This window comes from Pseudonocardia sp. WMMC193 (assembly GCF_021728735.1).
GTDB lineage: Bacteria > Actinomycetota > Actinomycetes > Mycobacteriales > Pseudonocardiaceae > Pseudonocardia > Pseudonocardia oroxyli.
This window is the reverse complement of the sequence record NZ_JAKKDO010000003.1, coordinates 3431889-3455734: the sequence shown is the minus strand read 5'-3', so window position 1 is coordinate 3455734 and position 23846 is coordinate 3431889. Positions and strand designations below refer to the sequence as shown.

At 74.4% G+C, this 23846-nt stretch carries 22 protein-coding genes and 1 riboswitch; of the genes, 16 read left to right on the top strand and 6 right to left on the bottom strand.

From position 1 onward, the window contains the following. The first annotated feature begins 28 nt into the window (after positions 1 to 28). The 5 genes from L3X23_RS17850 (at position 29) to L3X23_RS17830 (ending at position 4296) form a co-directional block, all read left to right on the top strand. Positions 29 to 391, top strand: a complete 363-nt coding sequence (locus L3X23_RS17850; protein ID WP_237193252.1) for a helix-turn-helix domain-containing protein — start codon at positions 29 to 31, stop codon at positions 389 to 391. A gap of 189 nt (positions 392 to 580) precedes the next feature. Then, positions 581 to 1375, top strand: a complete 795-nt coding sequence (locus L3X23_RS17845; RefSeq protein ID WP_237198059.1) for an SDR family NAD(P)-dependent oxidoreductase — start codon at positions 581 to 583, stop codon at positions 1373 to 1375. Positions 1376 to 1416: 41 nt separating this feature from the next. Continuing rightward, complete coding sequence (locus L3X23_RS17840) at positions 1417 to 1905, top strand: helix-turn-helix domain-containing protein (RefSeq protein WP_237193251.1); 489 nt, start codon at positions 1417 to 1419, stop codon at positions 1903 to 1905. Between the two features lie 79 nt (positions 1906 to 1984). Next, positions 1985 to 2905, top strand: a complete 921-nt coding sequence (locus L3X23_RS17835; protein WP_237193250.1) for a ketopantoate reductase family protein — start codon at positions 1985 to 1987, stop codon at positions 2903 to 2905. Then, positions 2905 to 4296, top strand: a complete 1392-nt coding sequence (locus L3X23_RS17830; protein WP_237193249.1) for an MFS transporter — start codon at positions 2905 to 2907, stop codon at positions 4294 to 4296. Before L3X23_RS17835 ends, L3X23_RS17830 begins: the two co-directional genes overlap by 1 nt. Here L3X23_RS17830 and L3X23_RS17825 read toward each other — a convergent pair. Further along, complete coding sequence (locus L3X23_RS17825; protein WP_093089459.1) at positions 4286 to 4753, bottom strand: Rrf2 family transcriptional regulator; 468 nt, start codon at positions 4751 to 4753, stop codon at positions 4286 to 4288. The two genes, L3X23_RS17830 and L3X23_RS17825, sit on opposite strands and share 11 nt — an antisense overlap. A gap of 307 nt (positions 4754 to 5060) precedes the next feature. On the opposite strand from L3X23_RS17825, the gene L3X23_RS17820 reads away from it, so the two are divergent. The 3 genes from L3X23_RS17820 to L3X23_RS17810 are packed head-to-tail and all read left to right on the top strand — an operon-like array spanning position 5061 to position 9066. Next, the gene (locus L3X23_RS17820) at positions 5061 to 5780 is read left to right on the top strand and encodes a CoA ester lyase (RefSeq protein WP_237193248.1); all 720 of its coding nucleotides are present in this window, start codon (positions 5061 to 5063) and stop codon (positions 5778 to 5780) included. Beyond that, positions 5777 to 7387, top strand: a complete 1611-nt coding sequence (locus tag L3X23_RS17815) for an ABC transporter substrate-binding protein (RefSeq protein WP_237193247.1) — start codon at positions 5777 to 5779, stop codon at positions 7385 to 7387. Before L3X23_RS17820 ends, L3X23_RS17815 begins: the two co-directional genes overlap by 4 nt. Positions 7388 to 7425: 38 nt before the next feature. Beyond that, on the top strand, positions 7426 to 9066 hold the full coding sequence (locus L3X23_RS17810; RefSeq protein ID WP_093089456.1) for an ABC transporter substrate-binding protein: 1641 nt from the start codon (positions 7426 to 7428) through the stop codon (positions 9064 to 9066). 198 nt (positions 9067 to 9264) lie between these two features. On the opposite strand, the gene L3X23_RS36210 is transcribed toward L3X23_RS17810, so the two are convergent. Genes L3X23_RS36210 through L3X23_RS17790 form a run of 4 tightly spaced genes read right to left on the bottom strand, consistent with a single transcriptional unit; the run spans position 9265 to position 12696 of the window. Next, positions 9265 to 9606, bottom strand: a complete 342-nt coding sequence (locus L3X23_RS36210) for a protein adenylyltransferase SelO family protein (RefSeq protein ID WP_308116915.1) — start codon at positions 9604 to 9606, stop codon at positions 9265 to 9267. Then, positions 9593 to 10108 carry a nitroreductase family protein gene (locus tag L3X23_RS17800; protein ID WP_237193246.1) on the bottom strand — a complete coding sequence of 172 codons (516 nt, stop codon included), beginning with the start codon at positions 10106 to 10108 and terminating at the stop codon, positions 9593 to 9595. The genes L3X23_RS36210 and L3X23_RS17800 overlap by 14 nt, the downstream gene beginning before the upstream one ends. A gap of 3 nt (positions 10109 to 10111) precedes the next feature. Next, positions 10112 to 11470 carry an NtaA/DmoA family FMN-dependent monooxygenase gene (locus L3X23_RS17795; protein WP_237193245.1) on the bottom strand — a complete coding sequence of 453 codons (1359 nt, stop codon included), beginning with the start codon at positions 11468 to 11470 and terminating at the stop codon, positions 10112 to 10114. An 11-nt stretch (positions 11471 to 11481) separates the two neighbouring features. Then, entirely contained in the window at positions 11482 to 12696 is a 1215-nt protein-coding gene (locus L3X23_RS17790; protein WP_237193244.1) for an LLM class flavin-dependent oxidoreductase, read from the bottom strand. A gap of 292 nt (positions 12697 to 12988) precedes the next feature. Then, positions 12989 to 13079, top strand: a riboswitch (SAM riboswitch). Positions 13080 to 13224: 145 nt separating this feature from the next. Here L3X23_RS17790 and L3X23_RS17785 point away from each other — a divergent pair. The 7 genes from L3X23_RS17785 (at position 13225) to L3X23_RS17755 (ending at position 21316) form a co-directional block, all read left to right on the top strand. Beyond that, positions 13225 to 13446, top strand: a complete 222-nt coding sequence (locus L3X23_RS17785) for a hypothetical protein (protein WP_237193243.1) — start codon at positions 13225 to 13227, stop codon at positions 13444 to 13446. A gap of 40 nt (positions 13447 to 13486) precedes the next feature. Continuing rightward, on the top strand, positions 13487 to 14533 hold the full coding sequence (locus tag L3X23_RS17780) for an LLM class flavin-dependent oxidoreductase (protein ID WP_237193242.1): 1047 nt from the start codon (positions 13487 to 13489) through the stop codon (positions 14531 to 14533). Continuing rightward, positions 14530 to 15882 (top strand): NtaA/DmoA family FMN-dependent monooxygenase, encoded by a 1353-nt coding sequence (locus tag L3X23_RS17775; protein ID WP_237193241.1) that lies wholly within the window; start codon positions 14530 to 14532, stop codon positions 15880 to 15882. The genes L3X23_RS17780 and L3X23_RS17775 overlap by 4 nt, the downstream gene beginning before the upstream one ends. Beyond that, complete coding sequence (locus tag L3X23_RS17770; protein WP_237193240.1) at positions 15879 to 17276, top strand: pyridoxal-phosphate dependent enzyme; 1398 nt, start codon at positions 15879 to 15881, stop codon at positions 17274 to 17276. Before L3X23_RS17775 ends, L3X23_RS17770 begins: the two co-directional genes overlap by 4 nt. A gap of 2 nt (positions 17277 to 17278) precedes the next feature. After that, positions 17279 to 18571: an MFS transporter gene (locus L3X23_RS17765; RefSeq protein ID WP_255733967.1), complete on the top strand. Its 1293-nt coding sequence runs from the start codon at positions 17279 to 17281 to the stop codon at positions 18569 to 18571. Next, on the top strand, positions 18555 to 19958 hold the full coding sequence (locus L3X23_RS17760; protein ID WP_237193239.1) for an aminotransferase class V-fold PLP-dependent enzyme: 1404 nt from the start codon (positions 18555 to 18557) through the stop codon (positions 19956 to 19958). Before L3X23_RS17765 ends, L3X23_RS17760 begins: the two co-directional genes overlap by 17 nt. 197 nt (positions 19959 to 20155) lie before the next feature. Further along, positions 20156 to 21316, top strand: a complete 1161-nt coding sequence (locus L3X23_RS17755; protein ID WP_237193238.1) for an LLM class flavin-dependent oxidoreductase — start codon at positions 20156 to 20158, stop codon at positions 21314 to 21316. Between the two features lie 275 nt (positions 21317 to 21591). Here L3X23_RS17755 and L3X23_RS17750 read toward each other — a convergent pair whose 3' ends face one another. Next, on the bottom strand, positions 21592 to 22539 hold the full coding sequence (locus L3X23_RS17750) for an SDR family oxidoreductase (RefSeq protein WP_237193237.1): 948 nt from the start codon (positions 22537 to 22539) through the stop codon (positions 21592 to 21594). Positions 22540 to 22653: 114 nt separating this feature from the next. Here L3X23_RS17750 and L3X23_RS17745 point away from each other — a divergent pair, with 114 nt between their 5' ends. Next, a complete protein-coding gene (locus L3X23_RS17745; protein ID WP_237193236.1) occupies positions 22654 to 23844 on the top strand; it encodes a zinc-dependent alcohol dehydrogenase in 1191 nt (396 codons plus the stop codon). The last annotated feature ends 2 nt before the right edge of the window (positions 23845 to 23846 follow it).

Genomic DNA, 23846 nt, shown 5'->3' with positions numbered 1-23846 from the left:
GTCGTCAGTATCGGAGCCGGAGGTCACCGTGGGGTCCGCGTCGCGGAAGGAGTGCCTGGTCCGAGACGTGATGTCGCGGGTGGGGGACAAGTGGAGCCTCTACGTGATCATCCGTCTGGGTGACGGGACGAAGCGCTTCGGGGAGTTGCACCGGTCCATCGACGGGATCAGCGAACGGATGCTCGCGGTCACCCTCCGCTCGCTCGAGCGGGACGGGCTGGTCGCCAGGACCGTCTACCCCGTCGTGCCGCCGAAGGTGGAGTACACGCTCACGGCGAACGGGGCCTCGCTGCTGGGCGCAGCCTCCCACCTGTTCGCCTGGTGCCACGAGCACGTCGGCGAGGTGGCTGATGCCCGAGCCGCCTACGACGCGTCGGCGCCCGTTCCCTGACCCGCCGGGCGGAGGTCACCGGCTCAGCGAGGAGGGTGTCTCCTCGCTGGGCGCCCACACCGGACCCGGGAATGTGCCCCGGCCGGGCCGTGGGGTAGTCCTGGGCGACGGCGGAGGGCACTGCTCCGTCGGCGTGGTGAACGGCGTGGTGAACGACGTGGTGAGCGACGAGGAGGACGAGGGATGGCGATCGATCTCGATCTCGGCGGGCGGGTGGCGCTCGTGACCGGGTCCACCCAGGGCATCGGGCACGCCATCGCGGTGCGGCTCGCGGAGGCGGGCGCCGCGGTCGTGGTGAACGGGCGGGACGGTTCCCGGGTGGAGGCCGCGGCGAAGCAGGTCCGGGACGCCGTGCCGGACGCGACCGTCAGCGGCGTGGTGGCGGACCTGACGGCCGCCCAGGACGTGGACGACCTGCTGCTGCAGGTGCCGTCACTGGACATCCTCGTGAACAACCTCGGCATCTTCGGCGCGAAGTCCGCGCTGGAGATCGAGGACGACGAGTGGCGGCGCTACTTCGAGGTCAACGTGCTGGCCGGGGTCCGGCTGATCAGGGCCTACCTGCCCGGGATGATGGAGCGGGGCTTCGGGCGGGTGGTGTCGATCTCCAGCGACTCCTCGGTCGTCACGCCGGTCGAGATGGTGCACTACGGCGTCACCAAGACCGCGCAGCTCGCCGTCACGCGGGGTTTCGCGAAGGTGGCCAAGGGGACCGGGGTCACGGTCAACTCGGTGCTGGCCGGGCCGACGCACACCGGCGGTGTCGAGGAGTTCGTGGGCCAGCTGGTCGGGTCGGACCTGCCGTGGGAGGAGGCCCAGCGCCGCTTCATGCGCGAGCACCGCCCACAGTCCCTGCTGGAGCGGCTGATCGAACCCGGGGAGATCGCGAACACGGTGACCTACCTGTGCTCGGACCTGGCCTCCGCCACGACGGGCGGCGCGGTGCGGTCCGACGGCGGCTACGTGGACTCCATCCTGCCCTGAGGAATGAGCTACCTTCGGGATAGCTCGTTGAAGGAGGGTGCATGCCGCTGCGGTCCGACTGGTCGGGGAAGCCGTGCTCGATCGCGCGGGGGGTCGAGGTGGTCGGCGACCCCTGGGTGCTCGTCCTGTTGCGCGAGGCCTTCGCGGGAGCGGTGCGGTTCGAGGAGTTCGCGGGCCGGACGGGCATCACCGACAAGGCGCTGAGCGCGCGGTTGAAGCGGCTGGTCGCCGCCGGGCTGCTCGAGCGGGTGGCGGCGGGGGCGGGTGCGCGTCCCCGTGCGGAGTACCGGCTGACCGAGGCGGGGGCGTCGACGCTGCCCATCCTGCACGCCTACGCGTTGTGGGCCGAGCAGTACGCGCCCCATCCCGAGGGCAGGCGGCTGGGGATCAACTGTCGTGGGTGCGGGGCGGCCGCGCAGAGCGCGGACGTGTGCACCGCGTGCGGGCGGCGGCTCGACGCGGACAACGTGCGCTGGACCCGGCCGAGCGACGGTGCCCATGTGGACCTCGAGGGTGCACGCACCGACTGACGGTGGTGTCGCCTCGCCCACTTTGCTTGCTTCAAGCTAGCTGGGCGCGTCAGTCTGACACCCGGGAAAGGGGAGGGCGATGCGGATCCTGGTGGTCGGTGCGGGCGCGGTGGGCGGGTGGTTCGGCGGGGCGCTGGCCCGCGCGGGTGCCGACGTGTCGTTCCTGGTGCGGGGCCCGCGGGCCGCGCGGCTGCGGGCGGAGGGGCTGGTCCTGGTCGGCCCGGCGGACGAGCGGACGGTCCTCCCGGTCCGCGTGGTGACGGCCGAGGAGCTCGCGGAACCCGCGGACGTCGTGCTGCTCGCGGTGAAGGGGCCGGGTCTGGAGTCGGCGGTGGAGGACGTCGCGAAGGCGATCGGTCCGCGGACCGCGGTGCTCCCGCTGCTCAACGGCATCCGCCACCTCGACGTGCTGGCCGAGCGCTTCGGTCCCGCCGCGGTGCTCGGTGGGCTGTGCCTCGTGGTGAGCAGGCTCGACGCCGACGGCGCGGTCCGCCGGCTGGCGCCCGGGGCGTCGGTGCGGCTCGGTGAGCTCGACGGACGCCCGTCGCCGCGGGTCGCGGACATCGTCACCGCGTTCGACGGCGCCGGGTTCGACGTGACCGGCTCGACCACGATCGTGCAGGACATGTGGGAGAAGTGGCACTTCATGGCCGCGGGCGGAGCCACCGGAACGTTGCTCGGCGGGACCGCGGGGGAGGTCACCGCGGTCGAGGGCGGCGCGGAGGTCGTCGCGACGATCATCGCTGAGGCGACCGCGGTGCTCGCCGCCGCGGGGAGACCGTTGCGGGACGACGCCCGGGCCCGCGTCGAGGGGGCCCTGCTCACCCCGGGGTCGGGGTTCACCACCTCGCTCTACCGGGACCTGGCACCCGGGCGGCCGACGGAGGTCGAACCGATCCTCGGTGACCTCGTGCGCCGGGCGACCGCGCTGGGTGTGCCGGTGCCGACGCTCGCCGCCGCGGCGGTCCGGCTGCGCGTGTCCGCGAACGGGGCGGGCTGATGTCCGCCGTGTCCGCGGGCGTCGACCGCGGAGCGCGGCGCGCCACGACCGCGGTCGCCCTCGTCTCCGGGTTCATGGTCAACCTCGACCTGTGGGTCGTGAACGTCGCGATCACCGCGATCGGCGGGTCCCTGTCCGGCAGCTCCCTCGCGGGCCTGTCCTGGGTCATCAACGGCTACGCGATCGCGCTCGCCGCGCTGCTGATCGTGTCCGGGCGCGCGGCGGACCGGTACGGGGCCCGGCGGGTCGTGCAGGCCGGGATGGTGGTGTTCACCCTCGCCTCGGTGCTGTGCGCCCTGTCGCCGAACCTCGCCGCGCTGGTCGCCTTCCGCGTGGTCCAGGGGGTCGGCGCGGCCATGCTGACCACCGCCTCGCTGAGCCTGCTGCTCGGCGTCACGCCGGTCGAGGGACGTGCGCACGCGGTGCGGAACTGGGCCGCCGTCGGCGCGCTCGCCGCCGCCACCGGGCCGACCCTGGGCGGCCTGCTCGTCGCGCTCGACTGGCGGTGGATCTTCCTGATCAACCTGCCGATCGGTGTCGCGGCCTTCCTGCTGGGTGCCCTCCGGGTGCCGCGCACCGCCGGCAGGCCGGACGCGCCACACCCCGACCTGCTCGGCGCGCTGCTGCTCTCGGCCACGGTGGCCGCGCTCGTCGCCGTCGTGATCGAGGCCCCTGCCGACGGGTTCACCCCCACGGTGCTCGTGTCGGCGGCGGTGCTCGTCGTCGCCGGGGTGGGGTTCGTCGTCCGGAGCCGGGTCCACGCCAACCCGCTGATCGCGCCCGCGATGCTGCGGCTGCGCGGGTTCCCGCTGGTCAACGTGGCCATGCTGGTGTTCGCCGCGGCGTTCGGCATCATGCTGTTGGCCAACTCGCTGTGGATGCAGGACGTGTGGCACTTCAGCGCCGTCCAGACCGGGCTCGCGATGGCGCCGGGTCCGCTGATGGTGCCGCTGACCACCGCCGTGTTGCGGCGCTACGGACGGGGGGTCCGGCCGATCGTCTTCGTGGTCTTCGGCGGGATCCTGTTCGCGCTCGGCATGGCCTGGGCGGTCGTGGCACGCATCCCCGAGCCCGCCTACCTCACCGCGGTACTGCCCCAGCTCGTCGCGACCGGTGTCGGGGTCGGGCTCACGATGGGCAACCTGCTCGCCGCGGGCTCGGCGCTCGTCCCGCACGAGCACACCGGGGCCAGCAGCGGGGTGCTCAACACCTCGCGCCAGGTCGGGTCGAGCGTGGGTGTCGCGGTGATCGTGACCGCGCTCGCCGCCACCGGGCAGTCCGTCCGCGGCTTCGACATCGGCTGGGTGGTGGCCGTCGCCTGCGCGCTGCTCGTCGCGGTGATCGCGGCCCTGCTCGCCCGGCGCGACGAGCCGGCGGGGGTCAGCGGATGATCCAGTGCGTCCGCCAGGCCTCGGGGTCCTCGGTGAGCTCGGCGACCTCCTTCGGCACGGAGCCCGCGGCGAGGTGCGCGAGCGTGACCCCCTCCAGGATGTTCCTGATGTTGACCCGCAGCGCCACCCAGACGAGCTGCAACGCCGAGGCCCGCTCGTTGTAGGTCGCATCCTCCGGGCAGCCGCCGCGGATCTCGGTGAGCGGGCCGTCGATGGCCCGCAGCACGTGGGCGACCTGGACCTCCTCCGGCGCCCGGCGCAGCCGGTACCCGCCGTCCCCGCCGCGCTGGCTGGTGACGAACCCGGTCTTGCGCAGGTCCGTGAGGATCGCCTCGAGGAACTTGTGCGGGATGTCCTGCGCCGCGGCGATCGCCTCGGACCGCAGCGGCGCCTCGGTCGCGTGGGCGAGCTCGATCAGCGCGCGCAGTGCGTAGTCGGCCTTGGCGGAGATGCGCACTGATGTGGCTCCCGTCACACTCGAACGAGCAGGATTGATCCCTATCGACTTTATAGGGAAACTGGGGAACATGGCCACCACGACCGCGAGCACTCCCGCCGGGGAGCTGCTCGTCGCGCGTCGGCACGTGGACCACGGTCGCACCTCCAGCGCCATCTGTCGCTGACCCGCGCCGCAGGCCGCCCACCTCCCCGGGCGGTCGTGCGATTCCGGCACCACCGTCGTGTCCCTCCCCCTGTGCGCCCCCGCACGCCTCCGGTCGATCGCTCGGAGGCGTGACCGGGCGCCGTCCCCGAACAGGTGTCCCATGTCGTCCTCCCTGGTCACCCGTCCCGAGTCCGTCCGGGCCGGTCTGCCGTTCACCTCCTACCTCTACGTCCCCGCCTTCCGGGCCGACGCCGCGGCCGAGCGCGGCGCCGCCGGTGCCGTGGTCCTCGACCTCGAGCACCTCACCCCGGACGAGGACAAGGCGGAGGGCCGCAGGCGCGCCACGGCGTACCTGGAGGCGGCGCGGTGGCCGGTGCTGGTCCGGGTCAACCACCCGTCGACCGGGCTGGTCGAGCAGGATCTGGACGCGATCGTCCGGCCCGGTCTGCACGCGGTACGCCTGCCCAAGACCGAGCACCCGGACGAGGTCCGGCACGTGGCGCGGCTGATCGAGGAGCTGCGCGTCGAGCGCGGGCTCGTGCGGACGATCGGTCTGCAGGTGATGGTCGAGACCGCTCGCGGCGTCGAGTCGATCGCCGCGCTGGCGCGGGCGACCCACACGGTGTGGGGGGTCGGGCTGGGGGAGGGGGACCTGTCGGCGGACCTGGGGACCCGGGCGGACGAGGGCCTCGCGCTGTCCCGCAGCTCGGTCGTGCTGGCCGCGCGCTCCGCGGGACTGCCCGCCCCGGTCCAGGTCACCTACGGCGGCGCCCCCGACGGACTGCGTCCGTCGACGGAGCTGGGGCGGCGCCTGGGCTTCGGCAGCCGGACCGTGCTGGACCCCGCCTACGCCGAGACCGTGAACGAGATCTACGGATGAGACGTGCCCTCGCCGCCCTGGTGCCCGGGGCGCTCCTCCTGCTCGCGGCGTGCGGCGGCGCCCCGCCCGCCGCGGACGCCGGTGTCCCGGAACCCGGGGGCACCCTCCGCCACGCGATCTCCACCTGGCCCACCTGCCTCGACCCGGCCCTGTCCGGCGGGCGGCTGTTCACCGTGCCCGAACAGATCGGGGAGACGCTCACCGGCCAGGCCGCCGACGGCACGATCGTGCCCCGGCTCGCCGACTCCTGGGAGATCGCCGACGGGGGTCGGACCTACACCTTCCACCTGCGTCCGGGGGTCACGTTCGCCGACGGGACCGCGGTGGACGCCGGCGTGGTCGCCCAGAACCTCACCGCTCTCGTCGCCCTGAACGCGGCGGGCAAGTCGGACACCCTGACTCGCAACGCCCTCAACAGCTTCACCGGGTCCGAGGTGCTCGACCCGGCCACGATCCGGCTCCACTTCGGACTGCCCGAGCTGGGCTTCCTGCGCAACGCCAGCGACCCCTACCTCACGATCTGGTCGGCCGGGACCGCTGCGCTGCCCGCGGACCGCCGGTGCGCGGGCGAGCTCGTCGGCAGCGGCCCGTTCGCGATCCAGAGCGTGACCCGCAACCAGCGCGTGGACCTCGTCAAGCGCCCCGAGCACGGCTGGTCCCGCCCGGAGCTCGGCGAGCACGAGGGACCCGCCTACCTCGACGCGATCACCTACGAGGTCGTCCCGGAGTCCGGGGTGCGCGTCGGCGGACTGCTCTCCGGCCAGTTCGACGTGATCGACGACGTCCCGGTCGCCGACCAGGAGTCGGTGCGCGCCGCGGGGGGCTCGGTGGTGCTGGGCACCGTGCCGAACCTCGTGCCGGGGATCTACCACAACCCGTACAGCCCGCTCGGCGGTGATCTCGCGGTGCGCAAGGCCATCCTGCTGGCCATCGACCGCACCGAGATCCGGGACACCGTCTACGGGCCCGGCTACGAGGTGCCGACCGGCGAGGTCGCCCGCAACACGCCGCTGTTCACCGACCTGAGCGCCCAGCTGCGCCACGACCCGGCCGCGGCGGCCGCGATCCTCGACCAGGCGGGCTGGCCCCCCGGCCCGGACGGCGTGCGCGTCAAGGACGGGGTGCGGCTCGAGCCGCGGCTGACCTACGTCGCGGGCAGCACGCGCGGGGCCACCCAGCAGGACCTCGAGCTGGTCCAGCAGCAGCTGCGGCCGGTCGGGATCGCGGTCCAGCTCGTCCCGCAGACCGCGGCCGAGGCCTCCGCCGACCTCGCGGACGTCAGCAAGGCCCGGTTCGACTTCGCCAGCGGGGCCGGCGCAGGCAAGGACGTCGACTTCCTGATCGGGCTGTTCCGGTCGACCAACCCGCGCCTCGGCGGCTTCGCGAACCCCGGCCTGGAGGCCGCCGCGGACGCACTGGACACCGCGACCGACGACGCGAGCCGCGCCGCGGCGGCCGCCGCCCTGCAGCGCTACATCGTCGACGACGCCCAGTGGATCCCGGTCCGCGAGGCCACCCGCGCCTACGCCGCCGCGGCCCGCGTGCACGGCTACCGCGTCGACCCCTACGCCCAGAGCGTCTTCCACGACACCTGGCTCCAGCAGTGACCCGACCCGCAACGACCACCCGAGAGGACCACCCCGCCATGACCACGAGACGCCGCCGGACCCTGCGGACCGGCACCGCCGCCGGTGCGCTGCTCCTCGCACTGGCCGCCTGTGGCGGACCCGGTCAGGCCGGGCAGTCGGCCGGGCCGCCCGTCGAGGGCGGACAGCTGACCTACGCGCTGTCGGTGTTCCCCAAATGCGTCGACCCGGCCCTGCAGGCCCGCGGGCTCTCCGCTCCCCAGCAGTTCGTCGAGACCCTGACCGACCAGGACCGCACCACCGGCGAGATCGTGCCCCGGCTCGCCGAGTCCTGGGAGGTCTCCCCGGACGCCCGCAGCGTCACCTTCCACCTGCGCCAGGGCGTGACGTTCAGCGACGGCACCCCGCTCACCGCGGACGTGGTCAAGGCGAACATCGACTCGCTCAAGGCGCTGTCCGCCGAGGGCAAGACCGACACCCCGCTGATCAGCTCGCTGAACTCCTACCAGGGCACCACCGTGCTCGACCCGGCCACCTTCCGGGTCGACTTCGGCGACCCCGAGCTGGGCTTCCTGCGCAACGTCAGCGACCCGTACTTCGGGATCTACGCCGCCTCCACCGTGGCCTCGAGCTACGACGACCGCTGCGCGGGCACCTCGCTCGTCGGCACCGGTCCCTACGTGGTCGACAACGTGGTGAAGAACCAGAAGATCGAGCTCAGCAAGCGGGCCGACTACGACTGGGCGCCCGCGGGCGTCACGAACCACACCGGCGCCGGGCACCTCGACAAGATCGTGTTCGAGGTGGTGCCGGAGTCCGGCGTCCGGGTGGGCGGGCTGCTGTCGGGCCAGTTCGACGTCGCGGACGACATCCCCGTCACCGACCAGGACTCGATCACCGGCGCCGGGAACCAGCTGCTCACCGGCCTGGTCCCGAACCTGGTGCCGGGCCTGCGGCAGAACCCGTTCAGCCCGCTCGGCGGTGACGCCGTGGTCCGCACGGCCATCCAGAAGAGCATCGACCGGGCCGAGATCCGGGACACCCTCTACAACGACCACTACTCGCTGCCGACCAGCGTGGTCGCCTCGAACACCCCCTACTACACCGACGAGTCCCGCTTCCTGCAGTACGACCCCGAGGGCGCCAAGAAGCTGTTGAGCGACAACGGCTGGACCACCGGCGCGGACGGCGTCTGGCAGAAGGACGGGCTGCGGCTCGCCCCGCGGGTCATCTACGTCTCCGGCACGGTGCAGGGCGCGACCCAGCAGGAGCTGGAGCTGATCCAGCAGCAGCTCAAGCGGGTCGGCATCGAGCTGCAGCTGCTGCCCGGCACCCAGACCGAGTACACCGCGGTCTACAACGACAAGAAGAACAACTCCTACGACTTCCTCACCGGCAGCGGCCCGGCCAAGGACGTCGACTTCCTCGCCGGGCTGTTCAACAAGACCAACCCGGCGCTCGGCGGAGCGGACCAGCCGGAGCTCCAGGCCGCCTCCGAGCGGCTCAACCTCGCCTCGACCGACGCCGAGCGGCGGGCCGCCGCGGCCGACCTCCAGGAGCTGATCATCTCCAAGGGCTACTGGATCCCGGTCCGGGAGCAGACCAAGGCGGTGGGCATCCGCAGCGGCGTGCAGGGCGTCGCGATCGACCCGTACGGCGCGACGGTGCTCTACGACGCGTGGAAGCAGGACGCCTCATGAGCCGGCGCGCGAGCGGATCATCGACACGGCGCCTGCGCCCTGTACCGATCGTCATGGGGCCGAGCCCGCGCCGCGGGACAGAGCGATGAGCAGGCGTTCCGCCCTGGCGAACGGGGGCTACGGCCGCTACCTCGCGCGCCGGGCGGTCCAGGGCGTGTTCGTGCTCTGGGCGGCGTTCACGCTCTCGTTCGTCGTGCTCTACCTGATGCCCAGCGACCCGGTGTCGATCATGCTCAACGCCACGGGCCCGGTCCCCTTCAGGTGCAGGTCGCGGCCGTCGGGCAGCTCGCCGAGCAGCAGCGCCCGCCCGTCGCCCAGCCGCGGCTTGTACACGCCCCACTGGTGTCCGGAGTAGACCAGCGCGCGGGTGTCCGCCCCTGCGCCCACCAGGATCGTCGGGTCGAGGGGGTCGATGCGGAGATCGTCGTTCCACACGAGTAGCCGCGGCTGCGGGAACGCCACCGCCCGCCACGGCACGGACAGCGCCGGAACCGCGTCGGCGTAGGTGTGCGCCCACCGGGTCCGCTCACCAACGGCCACGGTGCACGACCTCGTCGAACGGGCGCCGATCGGGTTTCGCGAGCGGGCGCAGCGGCCGGTCGGCCGGGTGCCCGACGCCGATCAGGTAGGACACCTCGTGGGTGTCCGGCACGCCGAGGATCGCCCGCGCCTTGTCCTGTTCCCCCACCGAGGAGTGCCCGGTGCCCAGGCCGAGGTCCGCCGCGGCGAGCAGGATCGCGAAGGTGGCCTGGCCGAGGTCGTACTGGTCGACGACGCGGGTCCGGTCGTCCGCGGGCTCGGGGACGACCAGCGCGATCGCGGCAGGCGCGTCCGCGATGTGCCGTGCGCCCCGCCAGACGGTGGCGAGCTCGCGCAGCTGCGCGGGGTCGGTGACCAGCACGAAGTCCCAGTGTTGCCGGTTCGACGCCGACGGGGCGCGCCACCCCGCCTCCAGGATCCGGTCGAGGTGCTCGGGGGCCACCGGCTCGCTCGTGTAGCTGCGGACGTTGCGTCGTGCGCGGATCGCGTCCCAGGTCTCCATCGCTCAGCTCACGGCCTTTCCGGGGTTGGCGGGCAGCGGGGGCAGCCCGAGGTTGTCCCGCAGGGTGGTGCCCGTGTACTCCGACCGCAGCGAGCCGCGCTCCTGCAGCAGCGGCACGACCCGGTCGACGAACTCGTCCAGCCCGGTGGGGACGAGGTGGGAGCCGATGATGACGCCGTCGGCGCCGTCCGCCTGCACGAAGGAGTCGATCCTCTCGGCGACCTGGGACGGCGTGCCGACGAACGGGCCGCGTTCGAACTGGTCGAGGACGAGCTCGCGCAGGTTCAGCTTCTTGGCCTCGGCGATCTCCCGCCACCGTGCGACGGTGCCGACCCGGTCCTGCTGCACCAGCGCGCGGCCCTGGATGAAGGGCGGCGCGTCCGGCAGCGGGTCGACGTCCGGGAGCGGGCCCTCCGGGTCGTAGCCGGACAGGTCCCGGTTCCAGATCTGCTCGAGCAGGATCAGCGCGGTCTTGCCGGTGACCTGCTGGTTGCGCACCTCGCGGTAGAGCTCCTGCGCCTCGGCCTCGGTGTCGCCGAGCACGAAGCTCGCCGACGGCAGGATCTTGATGTCGTCCGGGCTGCGGCCGAACTTCACGGCACGCGCCTTGACGTCCCGGTAGAACTCCGCGGCCTCGGGCAGCGAGCCGTAGGGGGAGAAGATCGCGTCGGAGCGGGAGGCGGCGAAGTCCCGGCCCTCCGGTGACACGCCCGCCTGCAGGATCACGGGGCGGCCCTGGGGGCTGCGCGGCACCGTGAACCGGCCGCGGATGGCGAACTGAGCGCCCTTCACGTCGAACGCGCCGGTGTCCGGCCTGGCCAGGAACCGGCCCGCGGCGGCGTCGGCGGCGAGATCGTCGGCGTCCCAGGAGTCCCAGAGCGTGCGGACGGCGTCGATCATCTCGGCGGCGCGCTCGTAGCGCTGGGAGCGGTCGAGGAAGCCGCCGCGGCGGAAGTTCTGCCCGGTGAAGGCGTCGAACGAGGTGACCACGTTCCACGCCGCCCGCCCGCCGGAGAGGTGGTCGAGGCTGGCGAGCTGGCGGGCCAGCTCGTAGGGCTCGTTGAAGGTGGCGTTGATCGTCCCGGCGAGCCCGAGGTGGGTGGTCACGGCGGCGAGCGAGGCGAGCACCGGCAGGGTGTCGGGCCTGCCGACGATGTCCTGGTCGAACACCCGCCCGTCGCGTTCGCGCAGGGCCAGGCCCTCGGCCAGGAAGAAGAAGTCGAAGCGGCCGCGCTCGGCGGTGCGGGCGGTGTGCTCGAAGGAGGAGAAGTCGATCTGGCTGCCCGCCTCGGGGTGCCACCATGCGGTGTGGTGGTTCACCCCGCCCAGGTAGGCGCCGAGGATGACCTGCTTGCGCGACATGGGGGCGCCTCTCAGACGGCGGCGTAGCGGTTGGGGACGACGGTCGGCAGCCCGAGTCGGGCCCGCAGGCTCCCCGCCTGCTCGTCCGGCCGGAACAGTCCTCGCCCGCGCAGCTCCGGGACCAGGTCGCCGGTGATCGCGGCGAGGTCGTCCACGGCGACGGCGGGCCGCAGCCGCACGCCGTGGTAGCCGAGCGCGTGCCAGGAGCCGATCAGGTCCGCGGCGTCCGCGGCGGAGCCGGCGAACACCGTGGTGTCCGAGGTGTACTCCGCGCCGGAGACCTCCTCGAGCCGGGCCTTCCGCCGGGCACCGGACTCGGTCGGGGTGTCGAGGAAGACCACCAGGTCCGCCCACACCTGCAGCGGCTCCCCGGTCCGCCCCACCCGCTCGGCCGCCGCCGCGACGTCGGCCAGGACCTGCTCCGCAGGCCCCGCGTACCCCGGCGTGACGAACACCAGGTCGGCGCCGCGGGCGGCCAGCTCGTAGGGCTCGCGGCGGTGGGCCAGCGCGGTCACCACCGGCTGACCCTGCGGCGGGCGCGGCACGATCGACGGGCCGCGGACCCGGAAGAACCGGCCCTCGAAGTCCACGGTGTGCACCTTGTCGCGGTCGATGAACCGCCGGGTCGCGACGTCCCGGATCTCGGCGTCGTCCTCCCAGCTGTCCCAGAGCCTGCGCACCACCTCGACCACGTCCGCGGCCTCGTCGAACAGCTCCACGAACTGCGGCGGGAGCCCGTCCCCGGCGAGGTCCGCCTGCGCGACCGGGCGGATCTCCCGGCGTCCGACGTGCTCGGCCTCCGCGGGCCGCCCGGACACCTTGACCTGCCACCCGGCCCGGCCGAGCGAGGTGTGGTCCAGCGTCGCGATGCCCTTCGAGACGTGGAAGGGCTCGGTGTGGGTGACGGTCACGGTCGGGACCAGGCCGATCCGGCTGGTCAGCGGCGCGAGCAGGGAGGCGGTCAGCAACGCGTCGAGCCTGCCGCGGACCTCGTCGGTGCGGTCGTCGGACCGGAACGCGTCGTGGGTCTGCAGCGCCAGGCTGTCCTCGATGGTCAGCAGGTCCAGTCCGCCGCGCTCGGCGGTGCGGGCCAGCCCGGCCCAGTAGCCGGGGGTGAACAGCGCATTCGGGCGGGCGCCGGGCTCGCGCCAGGCGGCGGGGTGCCAGCCGGCGCCGTCGAGCGCGACGCCGAGGTGCAGGTGCCCTGAGGTTCGGGTCTCGGACATGGGTCTCCTGATCGGTGGCGGTGCGGGGCCGTGATCAGGGACGACAGTGGCCGGGCGGCGAGCCGAGCCCGTCGAGCCACCGACGTGCGACGAGGAGGGCTCCCGGACCGGGCATCCGAACCTCCTCGAGACGACGTCTCCCTCCAGCATCGCCCGCCCCGGACGTGCCCGCGGTGTGAGTCAGGGCACAGCGCACCGGTGTCCGAACGTTTCCGGGGCGCGTCCCGCCGCACGGAACATGAGCGTTCATGCGCTTGACACCCGGTCGGGGCGGAGGTCTAGTGGAGGTCAACAGCCATCCTGAGCGGCCGAGAGACCCGGCTCGTCGACGCCGCAGCAACCCGCAGACCCCTGCAGGGTGCTCCTGCCGGGAACGATGGGGGTCCTCCGTGTCCGGTCCGTGCACTCGTCCCGGGGTGGGGTCGTGGACGAGGCGACGGCACGTGGACTTCTGCCGGACCGAGGCGTCCCTCTGTCGGTGACCGCGGCCCCGCACCGCCCGTCCCGACCATCACCTCAGGGGAAGCCATGTCCGTCCTGCCGTCACTCTCGTCCCTCCCGCCCACCGCGGACGACCGCCTCACCGAGATCGGGGACCAGCTCCTCGAGTCGCTGGAGTCCCTCGTCGACCGCAACCGTTCGCTGCGGGCCACCGGCGCCGCAGCCCCCAGCGACCTGATCGCCGCCGAGGTCGCCCAGCACCTGGCCGTGGCCCGCTCGGCGCTGAGCCGCATTCCGCGGCTCCGGTGAGCCGAGCGGGTGGCGCTCGACCCACGCACCCGGAGGTTCCGTGACCCCGTCACCCCGCCTGTCCCTCGCCGTCGAGCTCGACGGCGACGGCGCCCACCCCGCCGCCTGGCGGCACTCCGGGCGCCCACCCGGCGCGGTGCTCGGCGGTGCCGCGGTGCGCGCCGCGGTCCACGGCGCGGAGCGGGCCGGCTTCGTGCTGGCCACCTTCGCCGACTCGCCCGTGCCCCCGAGCTCCGGGCTCGACGCCGCGGGCAGACTGGAAGCGGGCACCCGGGCCGCGTTCGTCGCCACCACCACGTCCCGGATCGGGCTCGCCCCGACCCTGCACGTGGCGACCACCGAGCCGTTCCACCTGGCCACCCAGCTCGCCGCGCTCGACCACGCCACCCACGGGCGCGGCGGCTGGGTGGTGGGCACGGCGAACGATCCCGCCGCGGCCGCGACGATCGGCGCCACCCCGCTGGCGCCCGCGGACCTGGACCGCGAGACCCGGGACGTGGTCGACACCGCCCGCGCGCTCTGGGACTCCTGGGAGGACGACGCCGTCATCAAGGACGTCGCCACCGGCCGCTACCTGGACCCGGACCGGGTGCACCACGTCGACGCCGTCGGTGCGCGGTTCACCGTCCGCGGCCCGCTGATCACCCCGCGGCCCCCGCAGGGGCAGCTCGTCGTGCTGGCCGACGCCCGCCTCGGGCTCGGCGGGCTCGCGGACGTCGCGCTCGTCGGTGCGGACCTCGCCGCGGCGGACTCCCCGGTGCGGTTCGCCGAGGTGGAGGTGGTGCTCGACGCCGACGAGCCGGCCGCCGACCGCCTCGCCGCCCTCGACGCGGACACGCTCTGGGAACCGGGCGGCGCGCTGCGGCACGTGGGGTCCGCGGACGCGCTGGTCACCCTGCTGCGCGAGCTGGCCGGGGTGGTCGACGGGGTCCGGTTCCATCCCGCCGTGCAGGCCGTGGACCTGCCGATCCTCGCCGACCGGGTGCTGCCCGCCCTCGCCGACCTGCGCCGCCCGCCGGGGCGGACCCTGCGCGAGTCCCTCGGGTTGCCCCGTCCCGTCAACCGCTTCGCCGGGAGTGTCCGATGAGCCGCATCCAGCAGCGCCGTCTCCACCTGGGAGTCTTCTTCACCGGCGTCGGGCCGCAGACGCTGTGGGCGGACCCGCGGTCGGCCCCGCAGATGGCGATCGAGACCTTCGTCGACCTCGCCCGCCTGCTCGAGCGCGGCCTGTTCGACGCGTTCTTCCTCGGCGAGGGCCTGCGGGTGCGGGAGAACCGGGGCCGGGTCCACGATCTCGACGTCGCCGGGCGACCGGACGCCATCACTCAGCTCGCCGCCCTCGCGGGCGCCACCGAGCGGATCGGGCTGGTCGCCACCCAGAACACGACCTACAACTACCCGGCCGACCTCGCACGCCGGCTCGCCGCCCTCGACCTGTTGTCCGACGGCCGGGCCGGCTGGAACATCGTCACCACCGACAACGCGTGGACCGGGGAGAACTTCCGGCACGGCGGATGGCTCCCGCACGACCGGCGCTACGAGCGCGCCACACAGTTCGTCGAGGCCGCCAAGGCACTCTGGGCGGGCTGGGAACCGGACTGGGAGCCCGCCGACGAGGGCCGGGCCAAGAGCTGGGCCCGGCCCGGCGCGATCGAGACCGTGGAACGGGCCACCGACCTGGTCGAGTTCACCGCGACCCCGACCGTGCCCGCGAGCAGGCAGGGCAGGCCGGTGCTGTTCCAGGCCGGGGACTCCGAAGGCGGACGGGAGCTGGCCGCCCGGCACGCGGACGTCGTGTTCTCGGCGCACACCGCGTTCGAACCGGCCGCCGCCTACGCCGCCGACCTGCGGGCCCGGCTGGCCCGCCACGGCCGCGCACCGGACTCGCTGCGGATCCTGCCCGGCGCGTCCGTGGTGCTCGGCGACACCCCGGCCGAGGCCGAGGAGAAGGCGGCCTGGGTGCGGCGCGAGCAGGTCACCGGGCCGCGCGCCCTGTCGTACTTCGAGCAGTACTGGGGCACGGACCTGTCCGCCTACGACCCGGACGGCCCGCTGCCGGACATCGAGCCGACGGACGCCGAGCTCGATCCCTCGCGCGGCACCATCTCGATCGAGCGGCGCACCGGCAAACGGGCGCTCATCGAGCAGTGGCGGCAGCGCGCGGCGGCCGAGAACCTCTCGATCCGGGAGCTGGCCATCGAGGTCAGCTCGTCTCGCCCGCCCTTCGTCGGCACCCCGGGGCAGGTCGCGGACGTCTGGGCCCACTACGTCCGGGAAGGCGTGGTGGACGGCTTCAACCTGCTGCCCTACCTTGTCCCGCAGGCGCTCACGGACGTCGTCGAGCGGCTGGTCCCCGAGCTGCAGGAACGCGGGGTGTACCGCACCGAGTACGAGGGGACCACCTTGCGCGAGCACCTCGAGCTGGGCCCGGCGTGAGCCACGACGGCGTTCAGGGCAGCGTCCTGGACCTGGTGGGGAACACCCCGCTGGTCCGGCTGCGGCGCCTGACCGCGGGCCTGGCGGCGCAGGTCCTGGTGAAGCTGGAGTACCTGAACCCCGGCGGTTCGGTGAAGGACCGGGCGGCCCTGGAGATGGTGCGCGCGGCCGAGGCCGCGGGCCTGCTGCGGCCGGGCTCGACGATCGTCGAGGGCACGTCCGGCAACACCGGGACCGGCCTCGCCCAGGCCGCCGCCGTGCTCGGCTACCGCTGCCTGGTGGTGCTGCCGAACACCGTCGCCGTGGAGAAGGTGGACGTGCTGCGCGCCTACGGCGCCGAGATCGTCCAGACCCGCTCGAACCTGCCCCGCGAGCACCCCGAGCACGTCATGAACCTGGCCACGCGGCTCGCCGCGGAGCGGCCCGGCGGCTGGCTCGCCCACCAGTACGACAACCCGGCGAACCCGGCCGCGCACCGCCGGACCACCGGACCGGAGATCTGGGCGCAGACCGGCGGCCGGGTGACCCACCTCGTGTCGGGCATCGGCACCGGCGGCACGATCACCGGGACCGGCGCGTACCTCAAGGAGGTCAGCGGGGGCCGGGTCACCGTGGTGGGTGCGGACCCGGCGACCTCGGTGTACCACGGCGGGGACGGCAGCCCCTTCCTCGTCGAGGCGGCGGGTCACTACCGCCACCCGGACACCGCGGCGGACGTCTGGCCGCTGTCCTACGACCCGGCGGTCGTCGACCGGATCGAGGCGATCCCGGACCGCGAGTCCGTGCTGACGACCCGCAGGCTCGCCGCCGAGGAGGGGATCCTGGTGGGCGGCTCGTCCGGGCTGGCGGTCGCGGCGGCCCTGCGCACCGCGCGCGGCCTCGGCGCGGACGCCACGGTCGTCGCGATCCTGCCGGACTCGGGGCGGGCCTACCTCTCCAAGTACCACTCGACGGACTGGTTGCGGCGCACCGGTTTCCTCGACGGCGACCGGCCGGACCTGCTGGCCGAGCGGATCCCCGACCGCGCCGTCGTCACCGTCACCCCGGACACGACGCTGCGCGCGGCCACGGAGCTGGCGGCCGAGGTCGGCGACGCCCAGCCGGTGTTGCCGGTGGTCCTCGCCGGGCGCAGCCCGCGCTTCCCGACGGCGGGCAGCGAGATCCTCGGCGCGCTGGACGTGCCGCGGCTGCGCGCGGGCCTCGTGCCGGGGGACCCCGACGCCGCGATCACCGTCCCGCCCGGCGCACCGGTCACCGTGGGCACCGGCGAGACGGTGGCCGAGGCGCTGGCCCGCACGGCGGGGGCGGACGTCCTGCACGTGCTCCGGGACGGCAGGCTGGCCGGGGTCCTCACCCGCGCGTCGCTGACCGCGCGCCCGCTGCAACGATCCTGATCATGGCTCTGCCCAGCCGCGTCCGCCGCGGGTACGCACTCGGCTCGCTGGCCACCGGCACGTTCGGCACGGTGCCCGGCCTGCTTCTGCTGCCGTATCTCACCGACACCCTCGGCGTCGCGGCCGGTCTCGCCGGACTGATCGTGTTCGTGCCCAAGGCCTGGGACGTGGTGCTCAACCCGATCGCGGGCCGGGTGAGCGACCGCCGCGGGGTGCGCAGGCCGTTCCTGGCGTGGGCAGGCGTCGGCGTGGCGGTGACGTTCGCGCTGATCTTCGCGGGACCGGGTTCCCCGCCCGCCGTCGCGGCGGTCTGGGTGCTGGTCGCGTTCGTCGCGTGCGCCACCGCGTACGCCTTCTTCCAGGTGCCCTACAACGCCATGCCGGCCGAGATCACCGCCGACCCGGGCGAGCGGACGCGGATGATGACCTGGCGGGTCGCGGTGATCGCGGTCGCGATCCTCGTGTCCGGGGCGACCGCGCCGCTGGTCGTCACCGCGTTCGGCTACCCCGCGATGGGCGCCTACGTGGGGGTGTTGCTCCTGGTCGGGACGGTCGGGGCGTGGCTGGCCACCCGCGGTGTCGCGGAGAGTGCGCGCGCGGCGCCGACCGGGCCGCTGCGCGCGCAGCTCCGGGTGGTCGCCGCGGTCCCGGACTTCCGACGGCTGCTGGTCGCCTTCGTCGTCCAGGCGCTCGGGGTCGGCGCGCTGCTCGCCGGGGTCTCCTACGTCGCCCGGAACCTGCTCGCGGACCCGGCCGCCTCGTCGGTGCTCTTCGCCGCGTTCGTCGGGCCCGCGCTGCTGGTGAGCCCGCTGTGGGAGCGCTGGGCGGCGCGCCGCGGGAAGCGGAACGGGTACCTGGCCGCGACCGTGGTGCTGGTGGTCGGCGTCCTGGCCCTGTGGACGGTGCGGACGGACCTCACGGTGCTCGCCTACGTCGCCGCGGGCGTCGCGGGGATCGGGTACGCCGGCACGCAGGTCTTCCCGCTGGCCATGCTCCCGGACGTCGCCGCGGACGCCGCCCGCACCTCGGGGGTCAACCGCACCGGCGTCCTCACCGGCCTCTGGACGGCGGGGGAGACCCTCGGGCTCGCGCTCGGCCCCGGGCTCTACGGGCTGGTCTTGGCGATCGGTGGCTATGCGGCGTCGACCTCCGGCGGCACGGTGCAGTCGGACTCGGCGCTGACGGCGATCGCCGTCGGCTTCACGCTGGTGCCCGCCGTGCTGGTCGCGGTGAGCCTGCTGCCGCTGCGCCGGTACTCACTGGACGAGAGGACCACCGATGTCGCCGACGTCTGACGTGCTCGCCCGCCTGGAGGCCCTGCGCGCGGGCGACCTCCCCACCCACGGCGGCCGCACGCTGGCCTACGTCTACGACTCCGGGCTCCCCGACGCCGACGCCGTCGGACGGGCGGCGCTGGCGGGCTTCGGGGCGACCAACGGGCTCGACCCGACCGCCTTCCCCAGCCTGGCCGCGATGGAGCGCGACCTCGTCGGGTTCGCCCGGCCGCTGTTCCACGCGCCGGACACCGCCGTCGGCACCGTGACCTCGGGCGGCACCGAGTCGATCCTGCTCGCGGTGCAGACCGCCCGGGACGCGCACCCGGAGATCACCCGACCGGCGATGGTCGTGCCGACAACCGCGCACGGGGCCTTCCACAAGGCGGCGCACTACTTCGGCGTCGAGCTGGTGGCGGTGGACGTCGACGAGTCGATGCGGGCCGTGCCCGCGACGATGGCCGCCGCGATCACCGAGCGCACCGTGCTCGTCGCCGTGTCCGCGCCCTCGTACGCCCACGGGGTCCTCGACCCGGTGGCGCCGATCGCCGCGGCGGCCGCCGCGCGCGGGGTGCGCTGCCACGTCGACGCGTGCATCGGCGGCTGGGTGCTGCCCTGGATGCGGGGGCTCCCGGCCTGGGACTTCGCGGTGCCCGGGGTGACCAGCCTGTCCGCCGACCTGCACAAGTACGCCTACACCCCGAAGGGGGTGTCGCTGCTGCTGCACCGCGACGCGGGCCTGCGCCGCCCGCAGTTCTTCGCCGCGGCGGACTGGCCCGGCTACACGATGCTGAACGCGACGATGCAGTCCACCCGCTCGGGCGGGCCGGTGGCGGCGGCCTGGGCGGTCGTGCAGCACATCGGCGCCGAGGGCTACCGCGCCCTGGTGGAGACCACTGTGGACGCCACCCGCGCGCTCGCGGACGCCGTGCGGGCCACCGAGCACCTGCGCCTGGCCGCCGAGCCGGACTCGACGCTGCTGGCGGTGGCCACCGACGACGCGCTCGACGTGTTCACCCTCAGCGACGAGATGGGCGAGCGCGGCTGGTTCGTGCAGCCGCAGATGGCGTTCCGGGGCATGCCCGCCACGCTGCACCTGACCGTCTGCGCGGCCACCGCGAGCGGCGTCGACGACTTCGTCGCGGCGCTGCGGGAGTCCGTGGCCGCGGCGGTCGCGGCGGGTCCCGTCGAGGTGGCGCCGGAGCTGCGCGCCGCGGCGGCGGCCCTGGACCCCGCCACCCTGGACGACGCCGCCTTCGACGGCCTTCTGGCCCTGGCCGGTCTGGGCGGGGAGGGCGGCGTGGCGGTCCCGAAGCGGATGGCGCCGGTCAACGCCCTGCTCGACGCCGCCCCGCCCCGCCTGCGCGAGGCCCTGCTGATCGCCTTCCTGGACCGCCTCACCCGCTGACGGCCGCTCACCCGGACACCGGCCTTGACACGTCGGCGGCGGCGCGGATTCAGTGGGGACCGGCGGAGATCTCGAGGGGAGGTGGGCATGCGCACGCAGGTGTGGACGAAGCGGCGCCACGTGGACTTCTGCCGGACGCACGCGGCGCTGTGTCGGCGGACCAGCCGTCCCGCCCCTCCGTCCTCCCGGGAGTACTCGTGTCCACCGCCACCCTGCACTGGTTCCTGCCCACCAACGGCGACAGCCGCCACCTCGTCGGGGGTGGCCACGGCGTGTCCACCGAGTCGTCGGGCACGATCCGGCCCGCGGACCTGCCCTACCTGATCCAGGTCGCCCGCGCGGCCGAGCAGGTCGGGTTCGCCGGCGTGCTGACCCCCACGGGCGCCTGGTGCGAGGACGCCTGGCTCACCACGGCGATGCTCGTGGCCCACACCGAACGCCTGAAGTTCCTGGTCGCGTTCCGGCCCGGCTCGATCTCCCCGACGCTGGCGGCGCAGCAGGCCGCGACCTTCCAACGCCACTCCGGCGGGCGGCTGCTGCTCAACGTCGTGACCGGGGGCGAGGCCCGGGAGCAGCGGGCCTACGGCGACTTCCTCGACAAGGAGGCCCGCTACACCCGGACCGACGAGTTCCTCCACGTCGTGCGGGGGCTGTGGCGCGGGGAGACGGTGTCGTTCGCGGGCGAGCACGTCCGTGTCGAGGACGCGGAGCTGGCCCGGCTCCCGGACCCGGTGCCGCCGATCTACTTCGGGGGCTCCTCGGCGGCGGCGGGCCCCGTGGCGGCCGAGCACGCCGACGTCTACCTGACCTGGGGCGAGCACCCGGAGCAGGTGGCGGAGAAGATCGCCTGGATCCGCGGGCTGGCGGCCGAGCGCGGCAGGCGGCCGCGGTTCGGGATCCGCCTGCACGTGATCACCCGGGACACCGCCGAGGCGGCGTGGGCGCAGGCCGAGTCGCTGCTGGCGGCGCTGGACCCGGCGGCGGTCGCGCGGATCCAGACCGGCCTGGCGGCCAGCGAGTCCGAGGGGCAGCGGCGGATGCGGGCCCTGCACGGCGGGCGGTACGACGGGTCGGCGCGCGGCCTGGAGATCGCCCCCAACCTGTGGGCGGGCGTCGGGCTGGTCCGCGGCGGCGCGGGGACGGCGCTGGTCGGCAGCCACACCGAGGTCGCCGACCGGATCGCCGAGTACCACGAGGCGGGCATCGACGAGTTCGTGCTCTCCGGCTACCCCCACCTCGAGGAGGCCTGGTGGATGGGGGAGGGGGTGCTCCCGATCCTCGCCCGCCGCGGGGTGTGGGCGCCGCCCGGGCGGCTGCCGGACCCGGGGCCCGCCGCGGTGCCGGCCCGTGCCTCGTGACCCCCCGCCGAGATGAACCTCAGGGCTGTCCGGACCATGATCGAACAGCCCTCAGGTTCATCTCGGCGGGGCTCTGGAGGCGAGGTGCTCCGGTCCGGTCGCGGGGTCCCCGGGGCGACCGTCGTCGGCCTGCCCGCTCACTCCTGCAGGTCGTGGTCGGGGAGCGGGCCCAGGACGGCGACGGCGTCGAGGTAGGGGGCGAGGTCGCCGCGCTCGGTCCAGCTCGCCAGCCGTCCAGTCCGGGCGGGCGGCGCACGCGGTCGTGTGGTGCGGGGTCACCGCCCGCCCGGTGCGGGATCGGTGTACTCGTGCCAGCGCTGCGCCGCGGCCCGGTCGAGTCCGGTCAGCTTGCGCAGCCACGCCGGGAGGGGCGCGGTGTGCGCCGGTCGCGCGGGCGCGTCCGTGCCGGTCGGCGCGGGCAGCAGGCGTTCGACGGCGGTGAGCAGCCGCAACGTGGTCGACGGGGCCAGCGCGTGCACCCGGGAGCCCAGGTGGGCGAGCGGCGTCAGGATGATCTCCGGGGTGCCGCGAAGGGTGGCCCGGACCAGCCTGCGCGCGGCCCGTTCGGCGTCGATCGACAGCAGGGGCACCGACGCGCCCACGGTGAACCAGGCCCGCGCGGCCACGGCGTCCCCGGTGATCAGCGCGTTGCGGGTCGACCCGGTGCGCATCAGCCCCGGGACGCCGACGGTGACCGACACCCCGCGGCGCCCGGCCTCCAGGCGCAGCCCCTCGGCGAACCCGACGGCGGCGTGCTTGGCGGCGCCGTAGGGGAGCAGGTGCGGCGCGGGCAGCTTGCGGCCGATCGACGTCACGGCGAGGATCCGGCCGCCGGTGCGGGCCAGGAGCGGAAGCGCGGCCAGCGCGGGGCGGGCCAGCCCCCAGAACATGACGTCCATGGCCTGGACGTAGTCGTCGTCCCGCAGGTCCGGCTGCGGGCCGACCTGGATGACCCCCGCGTTGGCGACGAGCACGTCGAGGCGGCCGAACTCGCGTTCGGCGAGCGCGACGAGCTCGGCGGCACTCTCCGGCCTGCCGACGTCCGCCTCGTGGGTCACGACCCTCGCGCCGCGCGCCGCGAGGTCGGCCCGCGCGGGTCCGAGGCCGTCCCGGGCGGAGAGCAGCAGGTCGTGGCCGCGGTCGGCGAGCTCGCGGGCGAGCAGGAAGCCGAGGCCGCGGCTCGCGCCGGTGACCAGCGCGACGGGGCGATCCGAAGGAGGCATCCGTGGAGATGCCCACTCCGGCGCCCCCGACACCCGACCGCCGCGGTTCCCGGCGGGGAGCCCGGGTAGCCCCCTCGCTCGGAAGATCCAGAACGACCCACCCGAGGAGCCCCGATGCGCGCCCTGACCTGGCACGGCACCCGCGACGTCCGCGTGGACACCGTGCCCGACCCCACGATCTCGGACCCCACGGACGTGATCGTGCAGATCACCTCGACCGGTCTCTGCGGCTCCGACCTGCACCTCTACGAGGTGCTGGGGCCGTTCCTCGACGAGGGCGACATCCTCGGCCACGAACCGATGGGCGTGGTCGCCGAGAAGGGGTCCGCCGTCACCGCACTCGAGGTCGGGGACCGGGTCGTCGTGCCGTTCAACGTCTCCTGCGGCACGTGTTGGATGTGCGGGCAGGGGCTGCACTCGCAGTGCGAGACGACCCAGAACCGCGAGCAGGGGATGGGTGCCTCGCTGTTCGGCTACACGAAGCTGTACGGGCAGGTGCCCGGCGGGCAGGCCGAGTACCTGCGGGTGCCGTTCGGGAACACCCTGCCGATCAAGGTCCCCGACGGGCCGCCCGACGACCGGTTCGTCTACCTCTCCGACGTGCTGCCGACCGCCTGGCAGGCCGTGGCCTACGCCGACCCGCCGAAGGACGGCAGCCTCGTCGTCCTCGGGCTCGGGCCCATCGGCGACATGGCCTGCCGGATCGCCCGACACCGCGGGATCGAGCAGGTCATCGGCATCGACCTCGTCCCCGAACGGTTGGCCCGCGCCCGGACCCGCGGGGTCTCCACCGTCGACCTGCGGGACGCGGGCGACGGCGTGGAGGACGCCGTCCGCGCCCTGACCGGCGGCCGGGGAGCGGACGCGGTGATCGACGCCGTGGGGATGGAGGCGCACGGCTCCCCGATCGGGTCGATCGCCCACCGGGTCGTCGGGCTGCTGCCGAAGGCCCTCGGCGCCCCGCTGATGAAGACGGCGGGCGTGGACCGGATGGCGGCGCTGCTCCTGGCCGTCACCCTGGTGCGCCGCGGCGGCACCGTGTCGCTGTCCGGCGTCTACGGGGGCACCGCCGACCCGCTCCCGATGCTCCAGATCTTCGACAAGCAGATCCAGCTCCGGATGGGTCAGGCCAACGTCCACCGCTGGGTGCCCGACCTGCTGCCGCTGCTCACCGCGGACGACCCGCTCGGGACGGAGGACTTCGCCACCCACCGGGTGCCGCTCGAGGCGGCCCCGGACGCCTACGCGATGTTCCAGGAGAAGCGGGACGGCGCGGTGAAGGTGCTGTTCACCCCGGGCTCCTGAAG

Coding starts and splice junctions, on each gene's coding strand:
- L3X23_RS17745 (WP_237193236.1), top strand. CDS start 22,654: ATGCGCGCCCTGACCTGGCACGGCACCCGCGACGTCCGCGTGGACACC.
- L3X23_RS17830 (WP_237193249.1), top strand. CDS start 2,905: ATGTCCGCCGTGTCCGCGGGCGTCGACCGCGGAGCGCGGCGCGCCACG.
- L3X23_RS17760 (WP_237193239.1), top strand. CDS start 18,555: ATGTCGCCGACGTCTGACGTGCTCGCCCGCCTGGAGGCCCTGCGCGCG.
- L3X23_RS17795 (WP_237193245.1), bottom strand. CDS start 11,470: ATGTCGCGCAAGCAGGTCATCCTCGGCGCCTACCTGGGCGGGGTGAAC.
- L3X23_RS17810 (WP_093089456.1), top strand. CDS start 7,426: ATGACCACGAGACGCCGCCGGACCCTGCGGACCGGCACCGCCGCCGGT.
- L3X23_RS17750 (WP_237193237.1), bottom strand. CDS start 22,539: ATGCCTCCTTCGGATCGCCCCGTCGCGCTGGTCACCGGCGCGAGCCGC.
- L3X23_RS17785 (WP_237193243.1), top strand. CDS start 13,225: ATGTCCGTCCTGCCGTCACTCTCGTCCCTCCCGCCCACCGCGGACGAC.
- L3X23_RS17790 (WP_237193244.1), bottom strand. CDS start 12,696: ATGTCCGAGACCCGAACCTCAGGGCACCTGCACCTCGGCGTCGCGCTC.
- L3X23_RS17800 (WP_237193246.1), bottom strand. CDS start 10,108: ATGGAGACCTGGGACGCGATCCGCGCACGACGCAACGTCCGCAGCTAC.
- L3X23_RS17775 (WP_237193241.1), top strand. CDS start 14,530: ATGAGCCGCATCCAGCAGCGCCGTCTCCACCTGGGAGTCTTCTTCACC.
- L3X23_RS17840 (WP_237193251.1), top strand. CDS start 1,417: ATGCCGCTGCGGTCCGACTGGTCGGGGAAGCCGTGCTCGATCGCGCGG.
- L3X23_RS17835 (WP_237193250.1), top strand. CDS start 1,985: ATGCGGATCCTGGTGGTCGGTGCGGGCGCGGTGGGCGGGTGGTTCGGC.
- L3X23_RS17815 (WP_237193247.1), top strand. CDS start 5,777: ATGAGACGTGCCCTCGCCGCCCTGGTGCCCGGGGCGCTCCTCCTGCTC.
- L3X23_RS17765 (WP_255733967.1), top strand. CDS start 17,279: ATGGCTCTGCCCAGCCGCGTCCGCCGCGGGTACGCACTCGGCTCGCTG.
- L3X23_RS17820 (WP_237193248.1), top strand. CDS start 5,061: ATGTCGTCCTCCCTGGTCACCCGTCCCGAGTCCGTCCGGGCCGGTCTG.